The sequence below is a fragment of the Helicobacter bilis genome (assembly GCF_001999985.1).
GTDB classification, from domain to species: domain Bacteria; phylum Campylobacterota; class Campylobacteria; order Campylobacterales; family Helicobacteraceae; genus Helicobacter_A; species Helicobacter_A rappini.
Genome location: NZ_CP019645.1, coordinates 622,152 through 647,656 on the forward strand (window position 1 = coordinate 622,152; position 25,505 = coordinate 647,656).

32 protein-coding genes and 1 pseudogene are annotated in these 25,505 nt (G+C 31.7%); all 33 read left to right on the plus strand.

Annotated features, from left to right (window positions below; genetic code table 11):
- Positions 1-56: 56 nt before the first annotated feature.
- The 33 genes and pseudogenes from XJ32_RS11725 to XJ32_RS03095 all read left to right on the plus strand — a co-directional run bounded on the left by XJ32_RS11725 (position 57) and on the right by XJ32_RS03095 (position 25,481).
- Positions 57-845 carry a hypothetical protein gene (locus XJ32_RS11725; protein ID WP_254422447.1) on the plus strand — a complete coding sequence of 263 codons (789 nt, stop codon included), beginning with the start codon at positions 57-59 and terminating at the stop codon, positions 843-845.
- A gap of 157 nt (positions 846-1,002) precedes the next feature.
- A complete protein-coding gene (locus XJ32_RS02930) occupies positions 1,003-1,230 on the plus strand; it encodes a hypothetical protein (RefSeq protein WP_077388306.1) in 228 nt (75 codons plus the stop codon).
- A 158-nt stretch (positions 1,231-1,388) separates the two neighbouring features.
- Positions 1,389-2,051 (plus strand): hypothetical protein, encoded by a 663-nt coding sequence (locus XJ32_RS02935; RefSeq protein WP_254422448.1) that lies wholly within the window; start codon positions 1,389-1,391, stop codon positions 2,049-2,051.
- The gene (locus XJ32_RS02940; RefSeq protein WP_077388307.1) at positions 2,048-3,469 is read left to right on the plus strand and encodes an Mbeg1-like protein; all 1,422 of its coding nucleotides are present in this window, start codon (positions 2,048-2,050) and stop codon (positions 3,467-3,469) included. Before XJ32_RS02935 ends, XJ32_RS02940 begins: the two co-directional genes overlap by 4 nt.
- 10 nt (positions 3,470-3,479) lie before the next feature.
- Positions 3,480-4,688, plus strand: a complete 1,209-nt coding sequence (locus XJ32_RS12655; RefSeq protein WP_254422449.1) for a hypothetical protein — start codon at positions 3,480-3,482, stop codon at positions 4,686-4,688.
- Positions 4,688-5,254, plus strand: a complete 567-nt coding sequence (locus XJ32_RS02950) for a hypothetical protein (protein WP_077388308.1) — start codon at positions 4,688-4,690, stop codon at positions 5,252-5,254. The genes XJ32_RS12655 and XJ32_RS02950 overlap by 1 nt, the downstream gene beginning before the upstream one ends.
- 2 nt (positions 5,255-5,256) lie before the next feature.
- Positions 5,257-6,000 carry an alpha/beta fold hydrolase gene (locus XJ32_RS02955; RefSeq protein ID WP_077388309.1) on the plus strand — a complete coding sequence of 248 codons (744 nt, stop codon included), beginning with the start codon at positions 5,257-5,259 and terminating at the stop codon, positions 5,998-6,000.
- A pseudogene (locus XJ32_RS02960) lies at positions 6,000-6,544 on the plus strand (hypothetical protein). The gene XJ32_RS02955 and the pseudogene XJ32_RS02960 overlap by 1 nt, the downstream one beginning before the upstream one ends.
- A gap of 3 nt (positions 6,545-6,547) precedes the next feature.
- On the plus strand, positions 6,548-7,024 hold the full coding sequence (locus tag XJ32_RS02965) for a hypothetical protein (protein WP_077388310.1): 477 nt from the start codon (positions 6,548-6,550) through the stop codon (positions 7,022-7,024).
- A gap of 103 nt (positions 7,025-7,127) precedes the next feature.
- On the plus strand, positions 7,128-7,655 hold the full coding sequence (locus tag XJ32_RS12660; RefSeq protein WP_437339628.1) for a hypothetical protein: 528 nt from the start codon (positions 7,128-7,130) through the stop codon (positions 7,653-7,655).
- Entirely contained in the window at positions 7,652-8,044 is a 393-nt protein-coding gene (locus tag XJ32_RS02975) for a hypothetical protein (RefSeq protein WP_077388311.1), read from the plus strand. Before XJ32_RS12660 ends, XJ32_RS02975 begins: the two co-directional genes overlap by 4 nt.
- A 2-nt stretch (positions 8,045-8,046) precedes the next feature.
- Positions 8,047-8,619: a hypothetical protein gene (locus XJ32_RS02980; RefSeq protein WP_005219889.1), complete on the plus strand. Its 573-nt coding sequence runs from the start codon at positions 8,047-8,049 to the stop codon at positions 8,617-8,619.
- Positions 8,616-9,257, plus strand: a complete 642-nt coding sequence (locus XJ32_RS02985) for a Tle-like phospholipase domain-containing protein (RefSeq protein ID WP_077388312.1) — start codon at positions 8,616-8,618, stop codon at positions 9,255-9,257. The genes XJ32_RS02980 and XJ32_RS02985 overlap by 4 nt, the downstream gene beginning before the upstream one ends.
- On the plus strand, positions 9,257-9,889 hold the full coding sequence (locus tag XJ32_RS12665; protein ID WP_254422452.1) for a hypothetical protein: 633 nt from the start codon (positions 9,257-9,259) through the stop codon (positions 9,887-9,889). The genes XJ32_RS02985 and XJ32_RS12665 overlap by 1 nt, the downstream gene beginning before the upstream one ends.
- Positions 9,867-11,792 carry a lipase family protein gene (locus tag XJ32_RS02995; protein ID WP_254422453.1) on the plus strand — a complete coding sequence of 642 codons (1,926 nt, stop codon included), beginning with the start codon at positions 9,867-9,869 and terminating at the stop codon, positions 11,790-11,792. The genes XJ32_RS12665 and XJ32_RS02995 overlap by 23 nt, the downstream gene beginning before the upstream one ends.
- The gene (locus tag XJ32_RS03000) at positions 11,789-12,742 is read left to right on the plus strand and encodes a hypothetical protein (protein ID WP_367635285.1); all 954 of its coding nucleotides are present in this window, start codon (positions 11,789-11,791) and stop codon (positions 12,740-12,742) included. The genes XJ32_RS02995 and XJ32_RS03000 overlap by 4 nt, the downstream gene beginning before the upstream one ends.
- Before the next feature lie 95 nt (positions 12,743-12,837).
- Positions 12,838-13,251, plus strand: coding sequence for a hypothetical protein (locus tag XJ32_RS03005; protein WP_155761443.1), 414 nt, complete (start codon positions 12,838-12,840; stop codon positions 13,249-13,251).
- The gene (locus tag XJ32_RS03010; RefSeq protein WP_005219849.1) at positions 13,252-14,778 is read left to right on the plus strand and encodes a lipase family protein; all 1,527 of its coding nucleotides are present in this window, start codon (positions 13,252-13,254) and stop codon (positions 14,776-14,778) included. It abuts the gene before it with no gap.
- A gap of 10 nt (positions 14,779-14,788) precedes the next feature.
- Positions 14,789-17,410, plus strand: coding sequence for a hypothetical protein (locus XJ32_RS12670; protein WP_020995721.1), 2,622 nt, complete (start codon positions 14,789-14,791; stop codon positions 17,408-17,410).
- A complete protein-coding gene (locus tag XJ32_RS03020) occupies positions 17,410-18,141 on the plus strand; it encodes a type VI secretion system amidase effector protein Tae4 (RefSeq protein ID WP_005219847.1) in 732 nt (243 codons plus the stop codon). The genes XJ32_RS12670 and XJ32_RS03020 overlap by 1 nt, the downstream gene beginning before the upstream one ends.
- Before the next feature lie 3 nt (positions 18,142-18,144).
- Positions 18,145-18,573 carry a hypothetical protein gene (locus tag XJ32_RS03025; protein ID WP_005023007.1) on the plus strand — a complete coding sequence of 143 codons (429 nt, stop codon included), beginning with the start codon at positions 18,145-18,147 and terminating at the stop codon, positions 18,571-18,573.
- Positions 18,574-18,776: 203 nt separating this feature from the next.
- Positions 18,777-19,205 (plus strand): hypothetical protein, encoded by a 429-nt coding sequence (locus tag XJ32_RS03035; RefSeq protein WP_005219845.1) that lies wholly within the window; start codon positions 18,777-18,779, stop codon positions 19,203-19,205.
- Positions 19,206-19,213: 8 nt separating this feature from the next.
- Entirely contained in the window at positions 19,214-20,599 is a 1,386-nt protein-coding gene (locus tag XJ32_RS03040; protein WP_254422454.1) for a hypothetical protein, read from the plus strand.
- Complete coding sequence (locus tag XJ32_RS03045) at positions 20,596-21,036, plus strand: hypothetical protein (protein WP_077388313.1); 441 nt, start codon at positions 20,596-20,598, stop codon at positions 21,034-21,036. Before XJ32_RS03040 ends, XJ32_RS03045 begins: the two co-directional genes overlap by 4 nt.
- An 80-nt stretch (positions 21,037-21,116) precedes the next feature.
- Entirely contained in the window at positions 21,117-21,329 is a 213-nt protein-coding gene (locus tag XJ32_RS03050; protein WP_254422455.1) for a T6SS effector amidase Tae4 family protein, read from the plus strand.
- Between the two features lie 11 nt (positions 21,330-21,340).
- Complete coding sequence (locus tag XJ32_RS03055; RefSeq protein WP_254422456.1) at positions 21,341-21,763, plus strand: hypothetical protein; 423 nt, start codon at positions 21,341-21,343, stop codon at positions 21,761-21,763.
- 269 nt (positions 21,764-22,032) lie between these two features.
- Complete coding sequence (locus tag XJ32_RS03065) at positions 22,033-22,473, plus strand: T6SS effector amidase Tae4 family protein (RefSeq protein ID WP_155761445.1); 441 nt, start codon at positions 22,033-22,035, stop codon at positions 22,471-22,473.
- Positions 22,470-22,928 carry a hypothetical protein gene (locus tag XJ32_RS03070; protein ID WP_004085368.1) on the plus strand — a complete coding sequence of 153 codons (459 nt, stop codon included), beginning with the start codon at positions 22,470-22,472 and terminating at the stop codon, positions 22,926-22,928. Before XJ32_RS03065 ends, XJ32_RS03070 begins: the two co-directional genes overlap by 4 nt.
- On the plus strand, positions 22,901-23,482 hold the full coding sequence (locus XJ32_RS03075; RefSeq protein ID WP_023948266.1) for a type VI secretion system amidase effector protein Tae4: 582 nt from the start codon (positions 22,901-22,903) through the stop codon (positions 23,480-23,482). The genes XJ32_RS03070 and XJ32_RS03075 overlap by 28 nt, the downstream gene beginning before the upstream one ends.
- Positions 23,483-23,493: 11 nt before the next feature.
- Complete coding sequence (locus XJ32_RS03080) at positions 23,494-23,868, plus strand: hypothetical protein (RefSeq protein WP_034549745.1); 375 nt, start codon at positions 23,494-23,496, stop codon at positions 23,866-23,868.
- Complete coding sequence (locus tag XJ32_RS13150; protein ID WP_023948264.1) at positions 23,858-23,992, plus strand: hypothetical protein; 135 nt, start codon at positions 23,858-23,860, stop codon at positions 23,990-23,992. Before XJ32_RS03080 ends, XJ32_RS13150 begins: the two co-directional genes overlap by 11 nt.
- 3 nt (positions 23,993-23,995) lie before the next feature.
- Positions 23,996-24,406 carry a hypothetical protein gene (locus tag XJ32_RS03085; RefSeq protein ID WP_077388317.1) on the plus strand — a complete coding sequence of 137 codons (411 nt, stop codon included), beginning with the start codon at positions 23,996-23,998 and terminating at the stop codon, positions 24,404-24,406.
- A 325-nt stretch (positions 24,407-24,731) separates the two neighbouring features.
- Positions 24,732-25,481, plus strand: coding sequence for a T6SS effector amidase Tae4 family protein (locus XJ32_RS03095; protein WP_174566008.1), 750 nt, complete (start codon positions 24,732-24,734; stop codon positions 25,479-25,481).
- Positions 25,482-25,505 lie beyond the last annotated feature (24 nt).

Below are 25,505 nucleotides of genomic sequence, written 5' to 3' on the forward strand. Positions count from 1 at the left end.
CATAAAGGAAAGACAAGAAGTAATATCTATGGAGATAACAAAGAGGCTGCAAAATAATGAAAACCAACACAACAAAAAGGGATAATAGCAGAGAATCTAGCCATAATGATGATATAAGCGGTATTAAAGAGATACAACCAATAGATAAAAGATTTGGTATCAATCTCTCTACACAAACAAAGCCTTCAAGACAAACAGAACAACAACATAGACTTGCTCTAGCCACTAAAGAACAAAAAGAATCCACCCCCATAGATTCTACAACAAGCACCGCATTCTTGCACCCCATACTAGAAGATAATGAATTAAAATGTCCTCATAATGGAGTAGTAAAACTAAAGAGTAATAAAGGTAAATCTTTTAAGTCTAAAGGCATACCTATGATTCTAGAATCTGATTTATTACATAGCTCTATCATAGGTTGCACTAATCCTATACTTAGTGGAGGACCTTGCACTATGGTAGCTACTATACTTCCAAATGTAAGAGGGTTAAAAAAATTTAATGATGATTATCCAATTATGCAAGATTTAGTCTCTAGTGGTGTAATGAGTGATAAAGGATTTCCTATTATTTGCACACCTAAAGAAAATACTTTTAAGATTAATGCTCCAGCTCCTAATAATGCAAGGGCACAAAGTAAAGAAGCCCTAGATTCTCAAATAGATATTGCTATTCCCTCTTTCACTCTTATTACGCCTTATAGAGATTTAGAGGAATATTATTTCACACCAGGCACTTATGAAAATAGAGAATCTAAAGAACAATACATTTCTTCACAAAGTGGCTTTTATGCGCCAAATGATACACTAGAGATAACACTACCCCCCCCCCCCATTATCTAAAAACACAGATTATGCTAGACTAGATTCTAATCCTACTCTTACGCCAATACTACAAGATATAAGCAAGATATATAATCCTATATTCTTTAGTTATAGAATCCTTACTCTACGAATAACTTATAGTATCTATGAATACTTGCTTATTGTACCAAAGATTATGCCTAAGTTTATAATAAAGCTATTACAAGAGAAAAGAAATAAAGATGAATTAAGCTATGGCTATGGAAGCTTTATAGATTCAAATAGGGATTATGTGAGAGAATGCGATGTGGGCAATAAAGACGGAAATAAAGAAAATGACACAGAAATATCTTTACTTCATATACAAGGCAAGGTATTACTAGCGCCTAATGGGTGTGAGAGAATGAGGGTGGAGGTGAGGTAGGGAATGAGGATGTAGGTATAATGGATTTTATTAAAAAAGATACTCAATGTGTTGCAATGTATAGATTTATACTATAATAATATAATATCGATTTAGTGGGCTTAAGAAGCAGTATCTTTGACACGATGCCATTATGAATTGACTAAGGAAACAATATAATGATAGACTTTGATTTACTAGGCACTCCATCTCCTCCAAAAAACAAAAAGCAATTATGGAAAACGATGAAAAACACTTTTAAGTATGGTTTGCTTGTATTGTTAACTTGGCTTAATATTATTTTATTTTATCCTCTTACATTTATTCCTTTTCCATTTTTTGGTTGGATTACACTTTTTATTCTCTCTTGTATATGGGTATATCTTTTTTTACGATTCTGCGTATATAGCTTTAATAAAATCTTTAAAAAGAATCTAAGAGTTAAAAAGCTTTATTTAGCCTTACCTTATCCGCTTATTATGCTTTCTTGGTTTGGCTTTAGCTTTGTCCCACTTGAGTGGCAACCTAGCTTTAGGGAATTTGAGAGGTTGTGCAAGGAGGATGGGGGTGATACGACTACTATATATAATCAGGAGATTTATGAGAGAATACAAACTACAGGCTATGGTTTTGACCTCAAAACAGAATTAACACAAGAATCTTGGCGAATAAAAGTAAAGGAAGTTTATTATTATGAATATGGAACAGAAAATCTCTTTGAAAAACATAAAACATATCTTTGGATAGATATAGGTATGATTCCCAAAAGTGAGAGAATAATTGGTTGTGCTTCCATAAACAAAACCAAAGAACTTATCAAACAAAGATGGTGGCTAAAATGACAAGAATGCAACAATATATGCAATTAGTCAAATATGCTGAACTCTGTTGGGCGAGTTATAGTGAGGGGCTTAATGAAGGAATGTTTGGGAATGAAGAAAGAAAGTTTGGTAATAGAAATAGTGAAATTTTTAAAGAAAGAGCAAATAACAATGAAGACAATCCCACCTACCACCAAGCCCTTAGTGAATCTCAATATCTTATCTTTGAAAAATACAATGTCGGTTTTAGCGATTCTCAAGCCAATCACTTCATTACACGATTTGAAGTCTTAGCCTTTAGCCAAGATAATGATACAGGGTTTTCTGCTACTTTATTCTATGATACAGAGGATAATGAATATATCCTAGCTATAAGGGGCATTGATATATTTAGGATTAATTGGAATCTTGTGAATGCTGTGAAGTCTGGAATAAAGATTATTCGAGGTGAGGTATCTATCAATTATTATTTAAGTTTGTTGCGATTCTATGATGAAAAGGTAAAGCCCATTATCCAAGATAAAAAACTTACTATCACAGGACATGTATTTGGTGGGTATCTTGCCCAGCTTTTTGCCCTCTCTTTTCCTGATAAAGTTAATAAAGTCTATACCTTTAATGCCACAGGAGTAACACAAAATACCACAACACAATATGTCAATGTGGCTGTTAATATTGCTAATGAAATAACAAAACAAGTTGCCTTTGACTTTAGTGTTTATGATAGCAATCTTGATGAGTTTGTAAGTATTCAAGTTGATGAGAGACTTAAAAATAATGTGAAATTAGATGAAGGACTGCTTGTCTGTAATGATAAAGAAATACAAGACAAGATTCCACAATATCTACAAAGAGAGTTTTTAGAAAAGCACTTTAATACTTATAACTCCCAAACCGCAAAGCTAGGAGCGAGTTTGCTTTTCTCTGAAATCCATAAAGCAGAGATAGGAAAAAATATCTTTGTAAAAATACGCCTTGATGGCTTTATCCCACATACCATTAATACCGAAGTCTTTACGCTTAATCAAGAGTTAAGTAAAGCAGTCGATAATCTCATTGCATATCTACCAAATAGTCATAAAGAACTACCACCTGCTCTACAACAAAGTGAAATTTATAGAATCTACACTATAGATATAGCAGATACAGAAACGATAATGCAACAATTTGGTAATCATATACTCCCTAGTGAAACCATTGAATTAAAGCTTGATGCTGTTAAATTGATAACAAAATTTGATGATTTCAAAAGAAGTGGGGCAGTAAAAGGGGCTTTAAAAGCTATGAAAATAACGAATGTGGCTGGGTGGTTGATTATTTTAGTATCCATAAAAAATATTTATGACGAGCTTTTGGTGCAATCCAGAATTACAGAAGATTCTACCCCTATGATAGATTGCTATTGGTGTGGTTGGGAACAATTAATGTTATTGAGATAAAGGACAAGCTATGCAATATGATGATTTACATTATGAGTTACACTACATAGCCAAAGAACAAGAAAATATTGTGAGCGAAAATTTCTTTAATATCAGAAATCAGGATAAAAACTTTTTTGTTAAACCTTTGGACCTAGAGACTATTCATTCCCTCACAAAAGATTCCCCTATCCATTTGCTTAGAGCTTTATACACTTGCAAGAGTTTTGCTATTTGTAAAGAAAACGATGAAAGCTTTATCACAAAGGAAAATGCTAGTAAGATACTAGGCTATAAATCTGACTTTGCAAACATTTTTGTATATGGAAAAGATTCTCTAAGCACTACATACCTTGAAGCCAGAAAAGCTTTGTATAAATCCATAATGCAATTAAAAGATGAAAGATTAAAGGAATATCAAAAGGAACGGAATAGAATCTCGCAATTAAGTTATGAGAAATACACACAAGAGCAAAAAGAAAAACAACGACAAGAGAGAATACAAGCAGGATTACACACAAATTGTTTCAGCAAACAAGATTCTATGATCTTAGAATCTAATGATAAAAGTATTACAATCATATTTTTAGATAAATTAGATTCTAACACCTTACATATTTCAATGAGTAACCTTATCCATATCCACGATAGCAAGATAGACATTTTTATAAAAGATAATACAACGCTAGATATACAAGAGTTAGAATCTCTTATCGCGAACTATAAACAAAGATATACAGAATCTAATAACACAGAATCTAGCAATCAAAAATCCCATATTGATTGCAATCAAGAATCTAAACTTACTTTAGATTCTCTGCATTCTAGTAATACTCAAATCTTTTTATATTCTCAATTATTATTAGGCTCTAAAGAATCCCCTAATAATCCCCTATTCTTTGGAGAATTAGACAAAAATGGAGTGTTTATAGAATCTAAACCCATCTATCACTTAATCGGTGAGATAGATTCTAACTCTATAGAATCTACAAGCAACAATAGAGATTCTAACAATTCCCTAAACACCCTCCAAGTATTTCTAGGTAGCAATACCCTAACACTCTTAAACTACTCCCTCCTAGATTCTAGTCTTAACATCAAATTAGAATGTAACTCTAAAGAATCTAAAGCAATACTAGAAAAAGAACAAACACAAAGAGAGCAACAAAAACAAGATTCTAAAATGTCAGATTCTTTGCTGATAGCTTACAATAACACAGAATCTAAAAAGGCAGTCTAATGTTTTATATAATTCTTTTAACTTCAATTTCTACTATTCTTTCTTATCTCATACTTACATTTATTTATAGAATCCTCTTTAAATCCAAAGAGAAAGTTTCAAAGTTTTTAGTCTTTCTTGGAAGTATTGGATTGATTATCTTTTATTACACACCTTATTCTTACTACCTTGAGCCAAGCTTTCATAAGTTTAGAAATATATGTAAGTTAAACCCAGAGATTTATCAAGCTAATGGTGGTAAGCTAGATGAGGAGTATTATAATAAAGTGTTAAAGTATTTTGATGCAAATATTGATGATTTCATTAAATATTTAAATGATAATAAAAGAAATTGGAGTATACTTAGAAAACGACAAAATGATAGGATTCAAAGCAGTATCACTATTCTTTTTAAGGGGAGTAATGAAGCTGGCAATATCATTAAAGGAAATTTAGATAATATTTCTTTGATTGAGCTTAATGTTTGGTGGCGTGATTTAAGAGGACTCCCAGCAGGTAATGAGGGAACAGGATTTTATTTATCTGGAAGCAGATTAGGTTGTAGTCATTTTGAAGAAAGGAATTGATGATGAACAACAAGCAACAAATCAATAGGTTGAGAGATAATGCGGAATTAGCTTGGGCTGCTTATGGGTATTTCCATTTCGCAAACCCTAATTATGATTTTAATAAAGATGAGATAGATAAAGAGAGGTTAAAGCATTTTAGAGATATTAAAAGAGATGAATTAATAAAGCAAAATCCCAATACCACAGACCAAGAACTACAAAACACTTATCCAACCCACTCTGACATTCTCAATATAGAACACAAATACTTCAGAGATGAAAAAACAGGAAAGCTAAAAGATAGTTTTTTTGATGATAAGTTATTTGGTGGCGACTTCTCTCCAACCCAAGCCAAAAGATTCTTTGATAAATATGATATGCTTATTCATCAACCCAACACCCATTCAGGATTCTCTGCTACGCTTTTTAAAGACACAAAAGCAGATTCTAAAGATTCGGAATACACCCTAGCCATAAGAGGTACAGAATTTAACCTAGAGCAAATCAAAGATTTAATCAATGATTACTACATAGGCACAAATAATGATGATTTGGATAAAGTAATAGAGCAATACTTTGATATGCTAATCTTTTATGAGGAAACTCTAAAGCCTTTAATGCAAGAAAAAGGTATTACAAAGATTAATGTAGTAGGACACTCTTTAGGAGGCTATCTCACTCAACTCTTTGCTTTAAGCTATTCTCATATCATTAATGAAGTTTATACTTATAATACCTCTTTAGAATCTAAGAAAGCAGCCTAATGTTAGCCATAATATTTTTTATTGTTATTCCTTTAGTTTTGTTTTTTTATTTCAAATACAATATAGGAAGTATTATAGTAATACTCTTTTTTCTCTTTATTTTCTACTATACACCTTATTCTTTTTATTTAGAGCCAAGTTATTGGCAGTTTAGAAAAATGTGTAAGCTTAATGAATTACCTAATACTGAAGAGAAGTATAATAAGATACTAGGGTATTTTGATACAAGTTTAGATACACTAGATTGGGAGGAGTTGAATGGTAGGGTGGAGAAACTTAAACAAACAAATGGTTGGTACAAAAAAAATATATTTGAATACCGAACAGCAACAGATTGGAAATATAAAAATTCACGAATAGAGATGACAATTCTTTTTTTTTTAGCAATGAGTCAAAGATAAATCGCCATAATATCAACTTCATGTATTTTTCTAGTGTTTGGCAAACAAGACGCTATTGTTTAAGTGGTAACGAAGGGACAGGAATTTATTGGAGTGAGGAAACTTTAGGTTGTGGTGATATTGTTAAAGAAAATGAGGAGTAAAAAATGACCAACAAAGAACGGATTAAAAAACTAAGGGATAATGCAGAATTAGCAATGGCAAGTTATGGATATTTTCATTTGGTTGGAAAGAAGTTTCACAAAAAAAGCAAAACGCGACAAAAAGACACTATCACCCAAACCGACATATTAGACTTAACTTACAATAAATACATTGCAGTGGAATCAAATCCACATAAACCAGATGATGAAATAAAGGTAGGCAAACTCGATGGTGACTTCACTCCCAATCAAACACAAAGATTCTTTTCTCGCTATGATTTACTCATTCATCAACCAAATACAGAATCTGGATTCTCTGCTACTTTATTCCAAAATAAAGAATCTAAAGAATACACCCTAGCTATTAGAGGCACAGAATTTAAGCTCGAGCAAATCAAAGATTTAATAAATGACTACTACATAGGCACAAATAATGACAACAATGGAAAAACGGCTTCAAAGAAAAAAGAATCTTATTAAGATAAAAAAGATTCTAAAAAAATTTACAATCTTATTCCTTATTGGGATTATCTATCTTATAGAAATCCCTTTATATGTAGTTTTTATTATTATTCCTTTGGTTTTGTTTATTCGCTTTAAATATAACATAGGCAGTGTTTTAGTAATACTATTTTTTCTCTTTATCTTTTATTACACACCTTATTCTTATTATTTAGAGCCTAGTTATTGGCAATTTAGAAATATGTGTAAGCTTAATGAATTACCAAACAATGAGGAGAAGTATAATAAGATTCTAGGGTATTTTGATACAGATTTGGAGAGTTTGGATTGGGAGGAGTTGAATAGGGAGGCTGCAAAATTAGATGAAAGAAGCGATAATTATATAAAAGATATTGTAGAATATCGAGTTTCCCCAGCAGAAAAGAAAACAAGAAGAATTTATGGTTATGTTAATTTATTTGCCAATAAAAATGGATTTGCACCTCAAAATTTAACTAAAATTAATGTCCATGGTGCTTGGTATACAAGACGCTATCATTTAGAGCGAGAATCTATGGCTAGTTATAATCTTACGTGGTTCGAGGATAGTATAGGTTGCACATACATTATAAAAAGGAAATTTTTTCAATATCAAGGAGATAAGCAATGACAAATAAACAACAAATCAAAAAGCTTAGAGACAATGCTGAGCTTGCATGGGCTAGTTATGGGTATTTTGATTTAGTGGGAAAAAAGTTCGATATAAAAGATGAAAGAATTAAAAATTCCCCTAGAATAGATAATCTCACTATCACCCAAACCGACATCCTAGATTCTACCTACAAAGATTATGAAGTTAAAGATACAGGTTGGATTTTTGATGACAAACTCAAAGGCGACTTCGCCCCACTTCAAGTTAAAAGATTCTTTGAAAAGTATGATTTACTTATCCACCAACCAAATACACATTCAGGATTCTCTGCTACTTTATTTGGTGAAAAACGCAAACAAAAGAATGCAGAATCTAAACTCCTAAAGGAATTACAATGTTTTTTCTAATTATGTTTTGTATTGCCCTATCTCTTTCTTATTTTCTTTTATGGCTTATCTATAGAAAAGCATTTAAATCAAAGAAAAAGGTTTCAAAGTTTTTAGTCTTTCTTGGAAGTATAGGTTTAATTATCTTTTATTACACACCACCATATTCATTTTATTTAGAGCCTAGTTATTGGCAATTTAGGAATATGTGTAAATTAAATGAACTGCCAAATGATGAGGAAAAATATAATAAGATTCTAAGGTATTTTGATACAGATTTGGATAGTTTAGATTGGGAAGAGTTGAATAGGGAAGTAGAGGCAATGGGTGAGAAAGCACATTTTTACTCCCCTAATGAAGTAGAATATGAATTTTTCATAGGTGAAATAAGAAACTCAAGGTATTCTATTTTTGCAAGTTTGTATAGCAATGAAAAGATTTTTAAAAAAAGTAATATCACTTTGGCTATAATACTTGGAAAATGGCATACAAGACGCTATTACCTAGATGGCAATGAAGGAAGTGGATTTTATTGGAGTGAAGAAGATTTATATTGCAACAAGATAACAAAATACAACTTGGAGACCAAGAAATGAATAATAAGATATTAATCAACAAGATGAGGGATAACGCTGAATTAGCCCAAGCTGCCTATGGATATTTTCATTTTATAGGAAAAGAGTTTGAAGGCGAAGATATTAAAAACACAAATCGAAAAAATAATCCAACTATAACTTTCTATGACATCTTAGATATGACTTATCGGAATCATAGAGTTCAAGATACAGGTTTGATATTTAATGATAAACTCAAAGGAAACTTCACTCCAACTCAAACTAAAAGATTTTTTGAACGCTACGATCTTGTAGAACATTGCCCTAATACAGATTCAGGTTTTTCTGCGACCTTGTTTCAAAATAAGGAAACTAAGGAATACACTTTAGCCATTCGTGGCACAGAGCCAAGTGATACAGGAGATTTAAAAACAGATGCAAGAATGGCTCTAGGATACATTCCACAAGGACAATATAATGATATGCTAAGTTTCTACAATCAATGCAAAGCAAAATATCCTGCTATGACAGAATCTAAAAGTTTAAATATAGTAGGACATTCACTAGGTGGAGCATTAGCTCAAATGCTTGCTTTAAGTATATGTGATGATAGCAATGAAGCAAATATTAATGAAGTTTATACTTTTAATTCTCATTTAGAATCTAAAAAGGCAGTCTAATGATTTATATCTTTCTTTTAATGTCAATTTCTACTATTCTTTCCTATCTTATATTAAAATTTATTTATAGAATCATTTTTAAATCTAAAAAGAAAATCTCTAAGTTTTTAGTTTTTCTTGGAAGTATTATTTTAATTATTTTTTACTATACACCTTATTCTTTTTATGTAGAGCCTAGTTATTGGCAGTTTAGGAGAATATGTAAATTAAATGAGCTTCCAAATGATGAATATAAATATAATAAGATTCTAGGGTATTTTGATACAGATTTAGATAATTTGGATTGGGAAGGGTTAAAAGAAGTAGCAATAGATTTGAGTAATAGTATAGATGGCAAATATGCAGATTATTTACCATCTATAAGGGTATATAGAAGTAATGTGCTTGCCAACAAAACAAGAAAATATTGGTATGATGTTACTTTATATTTTAATAATAATGGCGTGTCAAAAGAGCATATTACATATATTAAAACATTTGCAAGTTTTTTTAAGACAAATCGTTATTTTTTAGAACCAAAAGGTTCTACTGCGTATTCTTGGGAGTGGAACGAAAGATCTTTTACTTGTAGAGATTTAGGGATACAGCCTATTTTTTTGGAGCAAAGTAATGAAAAACAAAGAAATGATTAACAAACTCAAAGATAATGCGGAATTAGCACAGGCTGCGTATGGGTATTATGATTTGATAGGAAAGAAATTTGGGGAGATTGCCAACAATAAATATAAATATCGGGAATTTAAAGATATAACGCTAATTGATGTAATGAATGTTGAATACTACAACTATGAAACACAAGATAGCACATTTACTAATACCCTCAAACTCAAGGGCGACATGACTCCCACTCAAGTAAAAAACTTTTTTGAAAAATATGAACTTTTAGATTACTATCCAAAATTTGATACAAAAAATAATAGACAAAAAGAAGGCTTTCACGCTTGTTTATTTCAAGATAAAGAAACTAAAGAATATACTTTAGCCATACGAGGAAGCTTTGATTCTGCTGATTACACAACAGACTTTGTGAATCTCCTTAAAGATTCTACTATACCTTTTGAATATCTCCATGCAATGATACTTTTTTATGAATCTTGTGCCAAGAAATATCCAGAGATTACTAAGCCTAAAAGCTTAAATATAGTAGGACACTCTCTAGGTGGTTGTTTGGCTCAAATATTTGCCCTCTGTTTTGCTAAGAATCCTGATGTTTTGGCTACTGAATTCAATCAAGATTCTATCATTAATGAAGTGTATACCTTTAATGCACCTGGTGCGAAGAATCTAAAACCGCATATCATACTAGATTCTAAGCAAATCTATGAAGTTGATGAAAGTATTATTAAGGCTTCTAATCCAGCCCAGGCAATGTTTGCTAAAATTACAAAAGGAGACCCCAATGCAAACACAGAATGGTGGGAAACTCTAGCAAATACACTAACTCAGCAACAAAATATCTCACTAGCATTTCAAATCTATTTTTCTAAGATACCTAGTAGTGAGCTAAAACCACATAAGATATTTTTACATAGTTATATTGTTAATGCAGGTATGGCTCACGCGATACTTTATCAAGTCTATCCTATAAGCGATATTTTTCTGCTTGCCTATCAAACTCTAACCCATAACTACAACAATAGAAATAAAGAGAGCTATAAACTAAGCGTAAGCGATAGAATCTTCCATATAGAATCCCAAAATAAAACTAATGAAAAGCACCACGCTAATGAATCTATCAAAGAAAATGCCACACAGCATTTAGGCAAAGACATAGAGGGAAATTACTTTCTTTTAAATCTCAACTTTGGGGGATTAGATTCACATAGAATCACTTCTATGGCAAAGATTTTATACTTTTATGCTTATCTGTATGAGGTAAATGAATCTCTTATTGACACAACAAGCAAAGAGGTTAAAACAGAATACGAGCTACACAAAGATGAGTTTTTAAAAGAACATAACGAAATAGATACAAAAGAATATAGAGAATGCAAAAAGGCTTTGGAATATTGCAATACCATTGCTTTAGCGGTGCATAAGATTCTCTATAAACGAGAAGCAGAAAAAGCTCCAAAAGAAGCACGAGAAAATGGTTATTATGAAGTAAAAAGCCCACCAAATTGGCTCTATGCTATCATAGAGCAAAGAGTCTTCGAAGCCCAGATAAAAACAAAGGAAGCAAAATTTCTCTTAGAAAAAGATACAAGCAACATCATTGAAGCAATATTGTATTTACAAGAAAAGGGAGTGTATATCCAAATCTTAAAAGAAGATGTAATTAAAGGCTTAGAAGCAGAATCTCTTTTAGCCTATCTTTTTGCTATCCAAGAGAGTTCATTTTTTGTGAGTGTGGATAAAGAGCTTAATCCACTGATACAAGATAGCCACACTGCCACTTCATTAATCGGATATATCACGGCTAGGACACAAATCTTTTGTAATCCAAACCGCAAAGCCGATGAGTTATTAATAAAATGCTATAAAAATGAAACTCTAGCATTATACCCTAGAGCAACACAAGGAATGGCACAATGAGAAATCAATTTAAAACACAGAGGTTTAGAATCTTTGAGAATGACAACGACATAATCCTTAGCATAGAAAAAGATAATTTTATCCTTGATATACAAGAACTTCTCCCAATCCTTAATTCCTATACCAAACAAGACAAACAAAGCATTCAAGAATACAATGTCTTTATAACTTTTGATGGTTGCACTCTTGCAGGCTCTAAAGAAACTCCTAACAATCCCTTATTCTTTGGTGAATTAGACAAAGAGGGCGTGTTTATAGAATCTAAGCCTGTGTATCACTTAATCGGCGAAACAGACTATGACACAAAAGATTCTAAAGAGAGCTTTACCCAAACTCTCCAAATATTCCTAAATAACAGCACCCTAACACTCTTAAACTATTCCCTCCTAGATTCTAGTCTTAATATCAAGTTAGAATGCACTTCTAGCGAATCTAAAGAGATATTAGAAAAAGAACAAACACAAAGAGAGCAGACACAAAAAGAATCCACCCCCATAGATTCTCTAACAAGCACAGCATTCTTACACCCAATATTAGAAGATAATGAGATTAAATGTCCTCATAATGGAGTAGTCCAGCTAAAAAGCAATAAAGGCAAAAGCTTTAAGTCTAAAGATATTCCTATGATTTTAGAATCTGATTTATTAAATAGCTTTATTATAGGCTGCACAAACAATATAGCAGGTGTGCCTACACCTTGCACTATGGTAGCTACTATACTTCCAACTGCAAGAGCTTTTAAAAAGTATAATGATGATTATCCTATAATGCAAGATTTAGTTAATGGCAATGTCTTTAATGATAAAGGATTCCCTATCACTTGCACACCTAAGAGCAATACTTTTAGGATTAACATTAATTTGGAGAATTTACAATGTGGTTTTTATTATTTTTTATTTTCATACCTTTTATTCTTTTCATTGGTTTTTTACTATTTGGTATTTTTATAATCTTTCTTATTAACAGAATCTTTCATAAAAAATACTCTCAATACTTTTCTTTGATTCTACCTTGCTTTTCTCTTATCTTTTATTTTATACTTATTATGGGTGGAATCTCTTTTAAGTATGTTGACCCGCAGTATTATGAGTTTAAGGGGTTGTGTAAAGAGGCTAAAGATACAATCTATGATGAGGAACTATATAGAATCTATAAGGCTTTGGATAGCCAAAGGACTTTTCAGCCGAGCTATTATGATGAGAAAACGCAAAAGAAGTATTTAATGAGCGATTTTGAGAAAAAAAGAGATAGCCAACAGCAAAAAATTTCTGGCAAAATAACTGAATATCAAAATATGTTATATTACAAGAAGAATGAGAATCCATTTTTACATGATAAAAATTATTATTATAGGCATTTTGGTATCTTTTTAAAAGGTGATGAAGGTGGGGGATTTTACATAGATTCTGGTGATATAATATTAGAATGTAAAGACTTAATGATACCAAAGGATTTTTAAATGGCTAAAAATATACAAACTCATAATGCTAAAGCAGAGTTAGTTAAGAAATTCTTAGATTATGCAAACATAGCTGATTCTTCCTATGCTTTATTGCACTACATTAAACAAAATGCAAAAGATGAAAAAGAGGTGAAAGCTGATAGTCTAACTTTCGGGGATAAATTAGAACACGATATTGAAGTGTTGGGTTTAGATAATAAGCCAACAATCAAACCCAAAGGCACAAACACAGCTTATGCCTGTGCTATCGAAGCACGATTTAATGCAGATAAAGTCATAAGACAAGAGAAAGATCGGTGCATTCCAGCTATAAATACTTGCTTTGGTAAAAAAGATATAACTTTGCATAATGATATTACTAAAGTAGGCTTACATGATACATTAAGCAAAAGAACCATAGCTTTTACTAATCGCTTTAGAATCTTAGCTCACCAAGAAAACACTTCAAGTGGCTTTTCTGCTACACTCTTTGAAGATACAGAGGATAATAATCAAAAGATATTTGCCATAAGAGGCACAGAGTTTCCCTCTGGATTCTTTGATGATGTGCTAGATTCTGATGCTAATCTAGTCCTTAGCTCACTCCCAAGTAATCAATACATAGATATGCTAAAGTTTTATTGTGCTTGTATAGACGAAAAGCATGTTACAGAATCTACTCCCTTAATCATCGTAGGGCATTCACTAGGTGGATGTCTAGCTCAACTCTTTACATTATCCCTTGCTACTGCAGAAAATGCAAACAATGTCAAAGAAGTCTATACATTTAATTCTCCGGGCGCTAAGAATCTAAGGATTGATAATGATAAATTAGGCAAGGTTTATAAAATAGTTTCTGCAATCCTTACTGCTAAGGATAAAGAAATGGCATTGTTTAAAAAGATACGAGGATATGAGTATGGAGAGAAAAGTGGTTTTTTAAGAGATACCACACTCATTGGATATGATAATGGTTTGCTTAATGAAATCCACAAATATTTTACTAATAACGAAAATCTTAAAGAGCATTCTATTCTTGTAAGGACATTCTCCATGCCAAACATGAGCTACATGGGAAATGGTGTCGCAATATCTAGTGTTACATATACCTATAAAATCTTTAGTGTTAATGAGATTTTTATCAAATGTCTAAATACCTTAAAAGCCAATAATCTCTTAAAACAGCCTTTAGCTTGTCAAGATTCTATCCACCACATAGAATCTGATGATGATTCTAATCCAGATAATAATCAATGGCAAGATGAGCTTATACAAAATCTAGGCACAGATATAGATGGGAAGCATTACTATATCAATCTGGGGGCTTTTAGTGGCTCCCACTTTATACTGCCAACCATTCACTCTTTACAAAAAGCCTTAATGCATATGAATAGCGGCAATGTAGATAATCTTTTAGAATACAACAAAATCAAAGATTTAAAAGATGAGAGTATGTTTTTAAGAATGAATCGAAATAGAAAAGATGAGCAAATATCTCAAATGCAAGCTAATGTCTTCAATAGTCTTCAGAATCTTCGCTATTAAGGATAAATAAATGCTAAAAAACACTAATCATTTTATTGAAAATTACCATAAGGACACACAAAGTATTTCTAAATACATACTCTTACAGCTACCAGATGATTACAAAGGGCAACTCTCAAGTTTTTATGAAATGATAGAAACTCTATACAATAATGATGCCTACTACACATATTTAAACCCTAGCGACTTAGAAAATCTAACATTCCAAGATTTACAAGATGAGACTCAACTAGGATATTTTTATTGCCTTTATCATTGTAATCCTTTGATTGTGCTGGATAGTAAAAATACAACAACACTAAACAATAAAGTAGCTATTGATAATTTTGGCTATAAAGATGAATTTTATCTTACCTTTATATCAAACAAAGATTCTATAACCGCTGAATACCTAGAAGCTCGAAAAGCTCTCTATCACTCTATATCTCAAATCAAACAAGAAAGCCAAGAACAAGAATCACAAGAACTGAAAAAGCAACAAGAAATATTAGAACAATCCTTACAAAACTTAGATTCTAAACAAAGAGAATTTACATTAAAAGATTCACAAAAACAACAAGAAAAACAAAGACAAGAGCAAAAACAAGCAAGTTTCAATACAAGTGATACCAGCAAATATTCCCATCTCATCTTAGATACTCAAGATAAAAACATTAAACTCATATTCTTAGATAAACTAGATTCTAAGGCTTTAAATAGAAACATTTCAATGTCTAATCTCATTCATATCCACAACAATAAAATAGATATATTCTTAAAAGATAAAAGCATACTAGATATACAAGAGCTAGAATCTCTTATAAAAGCATATAGCGATAGCTTAAGAGAATCTAATAATATAGAATCTCAACCTACTTTAGATTCCTTGCATTCTGCTAATACACAAGTCTTTTTCTACTCTACCTTACTCACAGGTGGCACTGAATCTAGCCTGCCTCATAAAGAATGCTATTTTGGTGAGTTAGATGCTAGTAATACTCAATCTACATTAGGATTAAATGAATCTAAGCCTATCTATCAACTCATTAACAAAGTAGATTCTAACTACATAGAATCTAAAATAGATAGCACAGATTCTAACAACACTCTAAGCACATTACATATCTTTTTAAACAACTCTATCCTTACAATCCTAAATTATTCTCTTTTAGATTCTAGCCTTAATATCAAGCTAGAATCTAAAAGCACAGAATCTAAAGAAATATTAGAGAGAGAAAAAGCACAAAAGCAAAAAGATTCTTCGCTTACAGCTCAGCATGACAATGTAATCGCTACCGCATTCTTGCACCCAATATTAGAAGATAATGAGATTAAATGTCCTCATAATGGTGTAGTAAAACTAAAGAGCAATAAAGGCAAACCTTTTAAGTCTAAAGGCATACCTATGATTCTAGAATCTGATTTAATCAACTCTAGCATAGTAGGTTGCACTAATAATATCGCAGGTATTCCTACTCCATGCACTCTTATTTCTGTAATACTCCCTAGTGCTAGAGCATTAAAGAAATATAATGATGATTATCCCATAATGCAGGATTTAGTTAGTGGCAATGTCTTTAGTGATAAAGGATTCCCTCTTATTGCTACACCTAAGCCTAATACATTTAGAATAAACTCCCCTAAGCCAATAGACTCTAACACTCAAAATAAACAAAAGCTAGAATCACAAATAAATCTTTACAGACCAACACTAAGGCTACATTATAAAATCACTCCATTACAAAAAGACAATCTCCCTATATATAGACTAAAGCTTAATGATAGTATTATAGAATCAAATAATGACACTCCACTAGATTCTATCACTATTGATATAGCTAAAGATACTAAAGATTTACATGATATACATAACTTAGATAAAGCATTGCAAGATATACTCTCTATATTGCATTCCAATCTTAAACAATCTTTTATGAAAGAATATATGTATAAATATGTATCTTTACAGCTAGATTCTAATATGCTTTTACTTATACTCCTTATCCCACAAAAGATTCCAAAAATCTATAAAGAAGCCTATAAAGAATACCATGATAAAGAATATGGAGTTGGTAGATATACATATGTATATGAGTATTGCTATCATAAAGATTTAGACATAAAAGACTATGCAAAAATAGGATTAGATTCTAATCCTAGCAATGCTACTATCCTTACGCTACACACAGCTTATAAAGCACAAAAGCTAGAAGTAACACTTGCTAATGGATTAGATTCTATACTAGAATCTAAAGATAAAGAACACAATACAGATACAATTCTCACACTTCAAGTTATCAATGGAGGGTATGAAGAGAAGCATTGGGGATTTAGAGAGGAGACAGAAAACAAAGATACACAAGCAAATCTCTTACATATAACAAATAAAGAAAGCAAAGATTCCAAAGCAACACAAGAAAACAAAGACAAACAAATACTAGAGGTGTATTTTAGTTATGGGGAGGAGTGTGAGAGATTACAAGAGGATTCAAGACATTCTAGTGATGTGAATCTGCATATAAAAACACAAGGTTATGACAATGGGGAGGAAGTGGAGGTAAGGCTAGAATCTTCTAATAATCAAGTCCTTATTGTGCGTGGCATAATACAAGATAATCAAGCAGTGATTACAAATATATTCAAGGATACATAATGGCAGTTGAATGGAAAGCGACTTGTGGCACTGTAAGTGCAAGTATAAAGTGTAAAAGACCAAATTTTGATGATGTGAAAAAAGCATACGACACAATCAATATGGCAAATCCGAATGATATGAATCTACAAGAAACCTTTAGACAAGCTATCATAGATAATGGCGTATGGCGTGGTATATCATCTAAAGCAGCAGAGCAGAAAGCCCAAGAGATACTCACACAAATTCAAAATGATAGCTATGATGATTCTGTATGGCAGAGATATGCCCTAGTGGGTGGCACACCTTTGAGCGAATACATTAATCATAAAAATTTCTTTGGCAGAAGTCCTGATTATGCAGATTATAGCAATACTTGTGCTTTGCAAGTGAGCTATGCACTAAATTATGGGGGTATGCCACTACATACTGAAATCAAGCCAAAAGAATATAAATCTATGTATGGTAAAGGCAAGCAATATCTTTATATCTTAGGTGCAGATTATATGGGGAGATTCTTAAATGATAAATGGGGTAAGGCAGAGATATCTATAACAGCAACAGATGAAGGTAAATATGCGGTATTAGAGCAAATTAAAAATAAGAAGGGCATTGTGGTAATGAAAGGATTTTATTCGCACACAACTTTATGGAATGAAAGTAATTTTGTTGATGTAGTAAATGGTGTGGCTAATAATTATTATTTAACTAATATAGGGACAGCTAAACTTGAATTTTGGGAGCTTATATAAAAAATGAAAAAAGTGATATGGTTTTGTTGTGTGTTTTTTATGTATCTAAATGCCGATGATATAGAATTTAACAGAGAGCTTGTAGGGAAAGTGGATAAAGTAGCCTATTCTTATGATAAAAAAATAAAAATTATAAAAAGAATAGGTATGGAGTATTGTATTAAGGGCAATAATTTTGATAAGACACAGCCTAATATTATGATTATGGGTTGGTATAGATATAAATTGGGCGTTCCGTATGGAGAGGATATAATAGCAGACCTTAAGCCATACATAGACAATAAGGCTACAATCACCGATAAAACATTATTGCATCATTATCAAAAATCAAACTTTAGTAGATTTTATACCTGCCTAAATCTCTATGACTCTAAAGAATACCAAGACGAAGTAGAACGCATAGTCAAAAAATACTGCAAGGATTGCAAGTGATTCTATGCAAAAAGTATTGTAGCAATGAGATTGCAAGGTAATAGAGTAAGACATACAACCCTTTGGAATGGAGGTAATTTTGTAGATGTGGAAATGAATAAGGAGGTTGATATATCTTTATACCTTTTTGGCTATGATTATCTCAATGACTCAAACAAATCTTATCCACATATAGCACAATTTTATTTTTGGGAGATTGCAAGATGAAATATATAGTTATATGTTTTTTGGGCATATCATTTGGTTTGGCTTTTTGCCTTGATGAAACAAAGGCGTATGCGGGAAAACAAATGTCAGCAGAAAATGAGTTTAGTAAAGAACCTACTACATATTATGTAAGATGGGCATTGATGTATTGCTTAGGTTATGTTTCTAATGAAAATAAAATGTATCAAATGCCCAAATGCAAAGCAAGAAAAGAAACAAAAAACCCACACCATATAGACAATATGGTGCAACTTTTTGGTAATCAAGCTTTTAAAGAAATAAAAGCCTATATTGACAAAAATCTAGAATATGAAACTTTTGATAAGGGGAGAGTTAATACGTGCTTTGAAAAAATCTATTACAACAACGAGATTCAAGAGAAATTTAAAGCAATAGTAGAGAAACACCGAAATGAAAAGAAATAATGGTTTTTATGAGTTACCAATTTCATATGACACTTATAGAATCTCATAATGACACTCCACTAGATTCTATCACTATTGATATAGCTAAAGATACTAAAGATTTACATGATATACATAACTTAGATAAAGCATTGCAAGATATACTCTCTATATTGCATTCCAATCTTAAACAATCTTTTATGAAAGAATATATGTATAAATATGTATCTTTACAGCTGGATTCTAATATGCTTTTACTTATACTCCTTATCCCACAAAAGATTCCAAAAATCTATAAAGAAGCCTATAAAGAATACCATGATAAAGAGTATGGTGTTGGTAGATATACATATTTATATGAATATTGCTATCATAAAGATTTAGACATAAAAGACTATGCAAAAATAGGATTAGATTCTAATCCTAGCAATGCTACTATCCTTACACTACACACAGCCTATAAAGCACAAAAGCTAGAAATAACACTTGCTAATGGATTAGATTCTATACTAGAATCTAGGGATAGACAAAGACAAGCTAAACTTGACAGAAAATCTCAAAACAGCATAAAACAACAAAGCATAGATTCCCTACTGACTATTACTCTTATAAATGGTGGTTATAAGGATAAATTATGGGGATTTAGGGAAAATAGCGAAGATGGTATAACTATACTTAATCCAAAAAAAGACTTTATGGGGGCAGAGACAATAAGGACAAGCATTCAAAAATCAACTCCACAAAGAAATAAACAAGTTCATCTTTTATTTTATGGTGGTGCAAGAAAAATTGGAGACAATGCGGCATTTTATTATGCTTCTATAAATGTTCTAAAAGATTATAAGCACTATTATCCTAATGATATTTTTATACATGAATTTGTGGATTCAGCAAAAACTATAGTAGATAAAATTAATGAACAAAATATAGAATCTATTGCTTCATTAGATCTATTTTTTCATGGTAGTAAATGGGGATTATATATGTATAAAGGTGCTTCAATGTATAAAGAATTGTTGAGTGAAGACATTAAAGAAAACAAATTAAATGCAAGTCTTTATGCCAGTAAAACCGCAGATTTACTGACTGCTTGGGACACTCATGAGGAAAAAAGGACAATATATGATGTAAAATTTGATCGATTTATTTCAAAAGGAGCAATCATTGAAATACATGGTTGTGAATCTGGCGGAGATCTTTATGTGATTGATAGTATTTCAAAAAATCTATCCGAAGAAATTCCACAAGGATATGTTGTGGGACATACCACAAAAACAAATCCAAATATTGATAACACGCAAGATAATACAAAGCAAGATTATCGACATGGAGTAAGGGCTATTTGGCAAAATGGCAAGGTCATCAAAAAAACCACGCAAAAAAGGTGGATAAATTTTAACAAGGAAATGATATGAGACAATATGTATTGATTGCATTGTCGTTATTCTTTTGTGCGTGTAGTGTGGATAAGCCTATCACATTGTATGCGATAAATATGATGTATGCATGTGAGTGTCCAAGATATAGGGTGTTTAGGGTAGAAGATACAGAATCTAGACTTACAGATGGTGAAATTGATTTAGATAAAAACGCAAATCTTTCTAATGAAATATGGCATGTCATGAATTTAGAAGTCCCTCAAAATCTTATTGGCGTAGATTTGGAATTAGAGTTTGAAAGTGCAGAAAAAGAAAGAGAGTTTAGCAAAAATGAGGGTGTGTCGCCTATCTGCAATATTTATTATTTTAACGGCACATTACATCAAGGATTATTTGGCAAAGCAACTCTCTATGTTAAGGATTACACAATTATGCCAAAGAGTAAAAATTGTATCTCGCAGATAATTGAATAATGATTGTATAAAATTTACTATATATAAGGGATTTTTTATATGTAAAATGGGGGTTTGAAAAGCCATACAATCCAAAAGAAATGTATTCAAAAAATGATAATATAGCATTTAGACAAGAGTTGCAAAACTTTAAGAAAAATGGTATTGTAGTAATGAGAATTAAAGGCTTTGTAGATGCAGGTGGACATACAACTTTATGGAATGGGGAAGAGTTTGCAGATGGAACAAATTATTTAAACGACGAGGAAGCATCTATATTTGTCCGTGAACTCTGTTTTTGGGAATTATTATAGGGGGAATCGACATGAAAAAGATTCTATTTATTTTATTGTGTGTATCTTATTTAAATGCCAATGCCTATGATGGATTTGATAGAGCAGTAAAAGAGCTTAAGGATTATGGCTTTGCTTTTTGTTTGGAGGAAAGTTATGTAGATAAAAAAGAGAAAGCCTTTCCGCCAACGAAACTCTCATATGATTTATATATATTTCAACGAGGTTCTATGAAATTTGCTATAATGGGCGGACTTAGAAATGAAGAACAAGTTGCTAAAAGCATACGAAATTTTGTCTCTCAATATCGCTCAAATCCTAAAAATCAAATAACAAATAATAAACAAGGGATCCAAATATATATTATGGAATGTATGAATATGTTTCAAAACTCCAAAGAATACCAAGACGAAGTAGAACGCATAGTAAAGAAGTATTGCAAAGATTGTGAGTGAGAAGCGATATTTTTGTCCGCGAACTTTGTTTCTGGGAATTAAAATAAAAAAATACAAAGGGATTCTATGAAAAAGATTGTTTGTGTGATATTATTATGTGTTTCCTGTATGTATAGCAGTGAACCCGAGATTACAATAAGAAAGCAAGATAATATAGATAGTATAAAAGCATTAGGAATAGGATATTGTTTGGGATATGATGTAGAGAAATTGTATGATGAGGGGGTTACACCTATTTTACTTGGGTTTGATGATAACGAACGCATGCCTTGCGTATTAGCTATGCCTTGAATTATAGCACCCACCCTATTAAAAATATGAAAAAGCAAGTTGTAGGCAGAGGCTACAAAGGTAAAGATAACCACACTTACTATTTGGGTGTATTTGACATTATCGAACTTCTAAAATTAAATTGGAAAGCGTTATCTTGGACTAAATCCACTTATAATCAAGTAAAAGACAAGATTCAATGTGGTTGCTCTGAGGATTTTTACCACAATATGACCTCAAAAGCTGAAAATCAAAAGTTTTTTAAAGAATTGCAATCCATTAAAAGAAAAGGCATTGTAGCAATGATTGGCACAGATGGGCTAAGACACACAACACTATGGAATGAAAGTAATTTTGTCGATGTAGAATTTAATTATTATAATTTCTTAGATGGAACAAATTACATTATCAAAGAATTATATTTTTGGGATTTGTTATGAAAAAAGTTCTTGTTGCATTGTGCTTCTGTCTTTCTTGTGTGTATAGCAGTAGCGATAGGTATAATATGTCGCTTCAGTTGCATTTACTGAAAGCAAGGGAATACATAGATGCTCTAAGGTCATTGGGAGTAGGGTATTGCTTGGGATACGATATAGAAAAGCTTTATGATGAAGCAATATTGTGGTTTGGTTTTGATGATTCTAAACGCAATGATGTAATCAATGAAATAAAAATGCTTATCAATACTCAAAAAATAGAATTTGTAAAGCCTAAAAGAAAATATGATGAAAAGGCACAATTATTTCATAATTGTTTTTTAATGTACAATTCTAGCGTGTATCAAGATGAGATAGAGAATATAGCAAAGAAATATTGTAAAAATGCTGAAGTTTGCGAAAATATAAAACGACTTACAGAGCGGAAAATATGGAAAGATTGCAAGATATTACGTTAAGGGCTACCGTCCAAGCACAAAAGCGGTATGAGAAAGTAGGAGGACAAGCCTTGCGTGAATTTAATAGAGATTCTGAATCTTATATAAATACTTGTGCTTTTAAATTAAGCTATGCACTTAACTATGGTGGAATGCCACTTAATAAATATATATCAAGACAACAAATAACAAGCAGACCGATTGCTTTTCAAAACGCTTTAATTCTTGGGGATAAGGCCAATAATAATTACTTTATGAGAGTAAAAGAAATACGACAATTCCTTCAGTTAAAAAGTGTTTGGGGTAACGCAGATGAACCATATAATCCTAAAATTATGAAAACCAAGCAGGAAAACATCGATTTTTACAACAACGAATTTTCAAAGTTTGATAAAAGTGGAGTAGTAGCAATGATAATTAGTGGGTGGAGTGATGCTGGAGGGCATATCACGCTTTGGGATGGAGCAAATGAACTGAATAAAGTATTCTTGGATTATGATGAAAATTTATACAATAATTATTTATTATACGGAAATGCTATTGTAACAGAGCTTTATTTTTGGGAACTAAAATAAAGGAGGTTGGATTGAGATATGCTGTAATGACAATAGCGATAGTTTGTTGTTTATTGGGCAGTGAATCTAGTGATACAGAATGGGATAAACATAGATTTATAAGTAGGAAAAATCTTGGATTCACTCTTTGCTTAAAAGAATTTTACAAAGATTTACCAAATGAAATAGTCAATGCTGATAGGTTATTTGGCGTGATTGAGTTAGCTGACCCAGATGATAAGAAAAGATTTATCGATTTTATTACAACCAATATCAATAGCTATATACCACATTTTAAATATCCTGAACTTTATCCTAAGAATTGGTATTTTGTAGCCTGCCTGAATATGTATAATTCTCAAGAATATGAGGATATGATACAGAGAAAGGGTAAGTATGCGAAGTGAAAAAGGACATACGACTTTGTGGAATGGAAAAGATAAACACTTTGAGGACTTTGAGATTAGCGAAAATTATTTAATTGGTAACCATAATGTGGTGGATTTTCAGTTTTGGGAATTAAAAGGGTGAGTAATGAAAAAGATAGCCTTATTTTGTATTACACCATTTTTTTGTTTTTGCATTGCAAATGCAGAGGAGTTTTTGGATTCTTACAGAAAAGTCGCAGAGCTGGGTTGGTTAGGATTGGCATATTGTATGGGTATAGATGATGAAAGCGAGATTAAAAAAGAACTTGATAATTTATCGCTTGACCCCACTAGGCATAAGATAAAGATAATGGATTCAAAAACCGCTTTTAATGAGCTAAAGCAATATATTGATACAGAAAAAGAATTTTATGGTGTTAATGATAAGAATCCAGAGTTAAGTTATAAAAATTTTAAAGGTTGCATAAAAATGTTTTATTATGGTGCAGGATATGGTTCGGGCTATCAGTTTGAAGTAGAACGCATAGTCAAAAAATACTGCAAAGAATGTAAGTGAATAGTAGCTATAAAGAGAAATATTTAGGTTGTATGAATAGAACAAAAATATAAAAGCATTTCTTACAAACAATGGATACAAGAAAACAAACAAAAACAAATATTAGAGATATATTTTAGCTATGGAGAGGATACGACAAGACTACAAGGAGATTCAAGACATACACAAGATGTGAATCTACATATCATTACACAAGGGTATAGCAATGGGGAGGAAGTGGAGATAAGACTAAAATCTTCTTTTGGTAAAGTCCTTATTATGTGTGGCACAATACAAGATAATCAAGCTTTATTTATGAATGTATTTAATAATTAAGGGGCAAGTGATGTTAGGCGCAAATGTGTGGAGAGTCAAATGTGGCAACAAGGAGATAACAATTAAGATTCAAAGACCAGATTTTGCGAGTGTAGAAAGTGCGTATAGGGAGATAACAAGAGAGGGTGCCGATGAGTTTATAAAAAACTATAAATTGACACAACCACAAACACAAGATGAACTTAATCAACTCTCTTATATTATGGCAGAAGCAAGATATAAAAAAATCAGTCAAGTTTTATTAAATTTTTATAATGATAAAAGGAAAGAAAGATATAATACATGTGCAACACGAGTAAGTTATGCCATCAATAACAGCACAGTGCCACTACATATGGTAGCCAATAAAAAAGACTTACCTGTTGGACTTTGGGGTATTGGTGGTAAATATTACTATATATCCGTTGATGGTATTATTAATGCCCTAAGTATTGCTTGGCATAAGCCCAAAAAGCTTGATGATAAGATCAAGCAATCCATATTGTGTGGCTACTCGGAAGATTTTTACAAAGAAATGACAAGCAAATATCAAAATGCCACTTTTTTCAACGAATTGGTGTCTTTCAATAAAAAGGGTATAGTTGCTATGAGAATGCAGCACAATAGACTGAGACATACGACTCTATGGAATGGAAGTAATTTTGTGGATGTAGAAATGAATAAAGAAGTTGAGATACATATTTTTGGTTATGATTATCTCAATGACTCAAACAAATCTTATCCACATATAACACAATTTTATTTTTGGGAGTTGAAATGATGAGAGTGATATATATAGGGGTAT

Coding starts and splice junctions, on each gene's coding strand:
- XJ32_RS03095 (WP_174566008.1), top strand. CDS start 24,732: ATGTTAGGCGCAAATGTGTGGAGAGTCAAATGTGGCAACAAGGAGATA.
- XJ32_RS12655 (WP_254422449.1), top strand. CDS start 3,480: ATGCAATATGATGATTTACATTATGAGTTACACTACATAGCCAAAGAA.
- XJ32_RS11725 (WP_254422447.1), top strand. CDS start 57: ATGAAAACCAACACAACAAAAAGGGATAATAGCAGAGAATCTAGCCAT.
- XJ32_RS02950 (WP_077388308.1), top strand. CDS start 4,688: ATGTTTTATATAATTCTTTTAACTTCAATTTCTACTATTCTTTCTTAT.
- XJ32_RS02975 (WP_077388311.1), top strand. CDS start 7,652: ATGACAAATAAACAACAAATCAAAAAGCTTAGAGACAATGCTGAGCTT.
- XJ32_RS02940 (WP_077388307.1), top strand. CDS start 2,048: ATGACAAGAATGCAACAATATATGCAATTAGTCAAATATGCTGAACTC.
- XJ32_RS03050 (WP_254422455.1), top strand. CDS start 21,117: ATGTATTCAAAAAATGATAATATAGCATTTAGACAAGAGTTGCAAAAC.
- XJ32_RS03025 (WP_005023007.1), top strand. CDS start 18,145: ATGAAAAAAGTGATATGGTTTTGTTGTGTGTTTTTTATGTATCTAAAT.
- XJ32_RS03055 (WP_254422456.1), top strand. CDS start 21,341: ATGAAAAAGATTCTATTTATTTTATTGTGTGTATCTTATTTAAATGCC.
- XJ32_RS03005 (WP_155761443.1), top strand. CDS start 12,838: ATGGGTGGAATCTCTTTTAAGTATGTTGACCCGCAGTATTATGAGTTT.
- XJ32_RS03075 (WP_023948266.1), top strand. CDS start 22,901: ATGGAAAGATTGCAAGATATTACGTTAAGGGCTACCGTCCAAGCACAA.
- XJ32_RS03010 (WP_005219849.1), top strand. CDS start 13,252: ATGGCTAAAAATATACAAACTCATAATGCTAAAGCAGAGTTAGTTAAG.
- XJ32_RS12670 (WP_020995721.1), top strand. CDS start 14,789: ATGCTAAAAAACACTAATCATTTTATTGAAAATTACCATAAGGACACA.
- XJ32_RS03020 (WP_005219847.1), top strand. CDS start 17,410: ATGGCAGTTGAATGGAAAGCGACTTGTGGCACTGTAAGTGCAAGTATA.
- XJ32_RS13150 (WP_023948264.1), top strand. CDS start 23,858: ATGCGAAGTGAAAAAGGACATACGACTTTGTGGAATGGAAAAGATAAA.
- XJ32_RS03040 (WP_254422454.1), top strand. CDS start 19,214: ATGAGTTACCAATTTCATATGACACTTATAGAATCTCATAATGACACT.
- XJ32_RS03070 (WP_004085368.1), top strand. CDS start 22,470: ATGAAAAAAGTTCTTGTTGCATTGTGCTTCTGTCTTTCTTGTGTGTAT.
- XJ32_RS02935 (WP_254422448.1), top strand. CDS start 1,389: ATGATAGACTTTGATTTACTAGGCACTCCATCTCCTCCAAAAAACAAA.
- XJ32_RS03085 (WP_077388317.1), top strand. CDS start 23,996: ATGAAAAAGATAGCCTTATTTTGTATTACACCATTTTTTTGTTTTTGC.
- XJ32_RS02980 (WP_005219889.1), top strand. CDS start 8,047: ATGTTTTGTATTGCCCTATCTCTTTCTTATTTTCTTTTATGGCTTATC.
- XJ32_RS02965 (WP_077388310.1), top strand. CDS start 6,548: ATGACCAACAAAGAACGGATTAAAAAACTAAGGGATAATGCAGAATTA.
- XJ32_RS03045 (WP_077388313.1), top strand. CDS start 20,596: ATGAGACAATATGTATTGATTGCATTGTCGTTATTCTTTTGTGCGTGT.
- XJ32_RS02955 (WP_077388309.1), top strand. CDS start 5,257: ATGAACAACAAGCAACAAATCAATAGGTTGAGAGATAATGCGGAATTA.
- XJ32_RS03035 (WP_005219845.1), top strand. CDS start 18,777: ATGAAATATATAGTTATATGTTTTTTGGGCATATCATTTGGTTTGGCT.
- XJ32_RS12665 (WP_254422452.1), top strand. CDS start 9,257: ATGATTTATATCTTTCTTTTAATGTCAATTTCTACTATTCTTTCCTAT.
- XJ32_RS02995 (WP_254422453.1), top strand. CDS start 9,867: ATGAAAAACAAAGAAATGATTAACAAACTCAAAGATAATGCGGAATTA.
- XJ32_RS02930 (WP_077388306.1), top strand. CDS start 1,003: ATGCCTAAGTTTATAATAAAGCTATTACAAGAGAAAAGAAATAAAGAT.
- XJ32_RS02985 (WP_077388312.1), top strand. CDS start 8,616: ATGAATAATAAGATATTAATCAACAAGATGAGGGATAACGCTGAATTA.
- XJ32_RS03000 (WP_367635285.1), top strand. CDS start 11,789: ATGAGAAATCAATTTAAAACACAGAGGTTTAGAATCTTTGAGAATGAC.